The organism is Saccharomonospora iraqiensis subsp. paurometabolica YIM 90007 (assembly GCF_000231035.2).
Lineage (GTDB): Bacteria > Actinomycetota > Actinomycetes > Mycobacteriales > Pseudonocardiaceae > Saccharomonospora > Saccharomonospora paurometabolica.
Genome location: NZ_KI912210.1, coordinates 4424 through 6432 on the forward strand (window position 1 = coordinate 4424; position 2009 = coordinate 6432).

The 2009-nt window shown below is 78.5% G+C and carries 1 protein-coding gene; it reads right to left on the reverse strand.

Translation table 11 applies throughout. The features are described from left to right. Positions 1-1994: zf-HC2 domain-containing protein (locus SACPADRAFT_RS32175; protein ID WP_198048259.1), on the reverse strand; the 1994-nt coding region annotated here is incomplete at its 3' end. Positions 1995-2009 lie beyond the last annotated feature (15 nt).

A 2009-nucleotide genomic window follows, 5' to 3' on the forward strand; every position in this document is an offset into this window, starting at 1 on the left:
GCCGGCGGGGCGGGCCACGGCGGGGTCCGCGACGGCGGTGTCGAGCGCCCCGGATCCGGCGGCGGTGTCGACCGCCCCGTGTGCGTGGTGTCCCCGCTCCCCGGGACGGACGGTCCGGACACCGACGGTTCCGGGATCCTCGGCAGCGACGGGGTGACCGGTGGTGTGACACCGGGCGACGGCGCCGGGGGGACGGGCGGATCCGGCGTTCCGGTGACCGGCGGGAGGTCCTCCGGCGGGCGGAGCGGTTCGGAGACCGTGTCCGAGCCGACCGTGGCGGTGACGGTGGCGCCGGTGCCCCGGACCGGCACGAGCAGCGACACCGAGACCGATTCCCCGGGCGGGAGCGGGTCGTCCGCACCGGTCCCGCAGCGCAGCCACCTTCGGGGGCCGTCGCGGTCGTCCTCCGTGGCGGTGTACGGCAGCAGCCGGATCGGGTAGTCGCACTCCACCGCGTCGGGCGGGGCCGGTGCGACGGCGTAGCGGTCCACCCGGAGCTCGGCGGGGCGGGCGCGGACGCCGTCGTTGCGGACCTCCACCGACGCCGTGAACGCGGTCTCCCACTCCACGGCGAGGTACGCGACGTCGGGTGGCCGTTCCACCGTGACCGGGACGGTCAGCGGCGTCGCCGGAACCCCGTCGGCACGGACGGATCCGGTGATCTCGGTGGAGTCGGCCCCGTCCCCGGCGCGGACCCGGTGCCGCAGCGACACCGACTCGCCGGGGGCGAGCGCGTTCGGCGCCCGGCAGGTCACCTCGCCGGTTCCCGCCGGGCACTCCACGAGCCCCGTGTCCCGGTGCCCGGTGGTTCCGTCGGCCGCCCCGCCGGTGCCGGACCCGCCTCCCGCGGTGTCGTCGCCCTCCCTGTTCTCGCCCTCCCCGTGTCCGCCGTCCTCCCCGTCGCTGCCGTCGTCGTCCCCGTCCTCCGGGGTCCCGCCGTCGTCGGGTTCGTCCCCGTCGTCCCCGTTGTCCCCGTTGTCCCCGGCCGGGGCGGCGGCCGACAGTCCGTCCGGCAGGGTCCACGTCAGTACCGCGGGGTCGGCGGGGGCGGCTCCCTCGTTGCGGACGGTGACCACCAGGTCGACGGGGGCCCCGCCCGCGTCGAGGGTGATCCCGTCGGTGGGGCCGTCGACGGTCAACCGCGGGCGCGCCGGATCCGGTTCCGGAGCGGGGGGCGGGGTCGGGGGTGTCGTCCCCGGTTCCTCCGGCCCGGTGGGCACGGGGCGGACGGGTTCGGGCGGGCGGTACGAGTCGGGATCCGGTTGCGGCACCGGCAGGGTCGGCAGGGTGGGTAGCGTCGGCAGGGTCGGCAGGGCCGGTTCCGTCGGCAGTGCCGGGACGTCCGGGTCCGGCGGTGCGGTCGGCGGTGCCCCGGGTTCCCGCGTCGCCGTCGGAGGGCCGGGGTCCCGCCCGGCGAGCGGGCGCTCGGGCACGGAACCCCCGGTCGTCAGCGCGACCGCGACCGCGGTGGTCATCGCGAGGCCGGACACCGCCACCCCGAGGAATCTGCGGGGGGACCGCGGGGGAACTCCGGGGACGCCGGGACCGGCGGCCCCGGCGTTACCGGCGGCACCGGCGGAGAGGGGGCCCGTGCCGGGGACGGTGGTCCCGCCCGGCTCCCCGGAGGGCGCCGTGCGGGCCAGATACGCCGGTGCGGCCGCGCCCAGCACGAGCAACGCCAGCACCCCGCGCAGCGTCCGGTCGAGCCGGGCCAGTTCCCGGGCCGCGGCGTGGCAGTGCGCGCACCGGTCGAGATGGTGCTCCACCTGGGCCCGTTCGCGGTGGGACAGCCCGTCCCGGGCGCGGGCACCCAGCACGGCCGCCGTGGCCCGGCAGCGGGGGGCGGGTGCCCCGCTCAGGTGGAGCTCCAGGTACTCCCGGCGCACGCCCTCGAAGGCCCGGTGGGCCAGCGCGGTCACCGCGTCCGGGGGGACACCCAGCAGGGGCGCGATCTCGGCGGCGTCCTCCCGCTCGACCACGGTGTGCCAGAGCACGGCCCGCCACCGTTC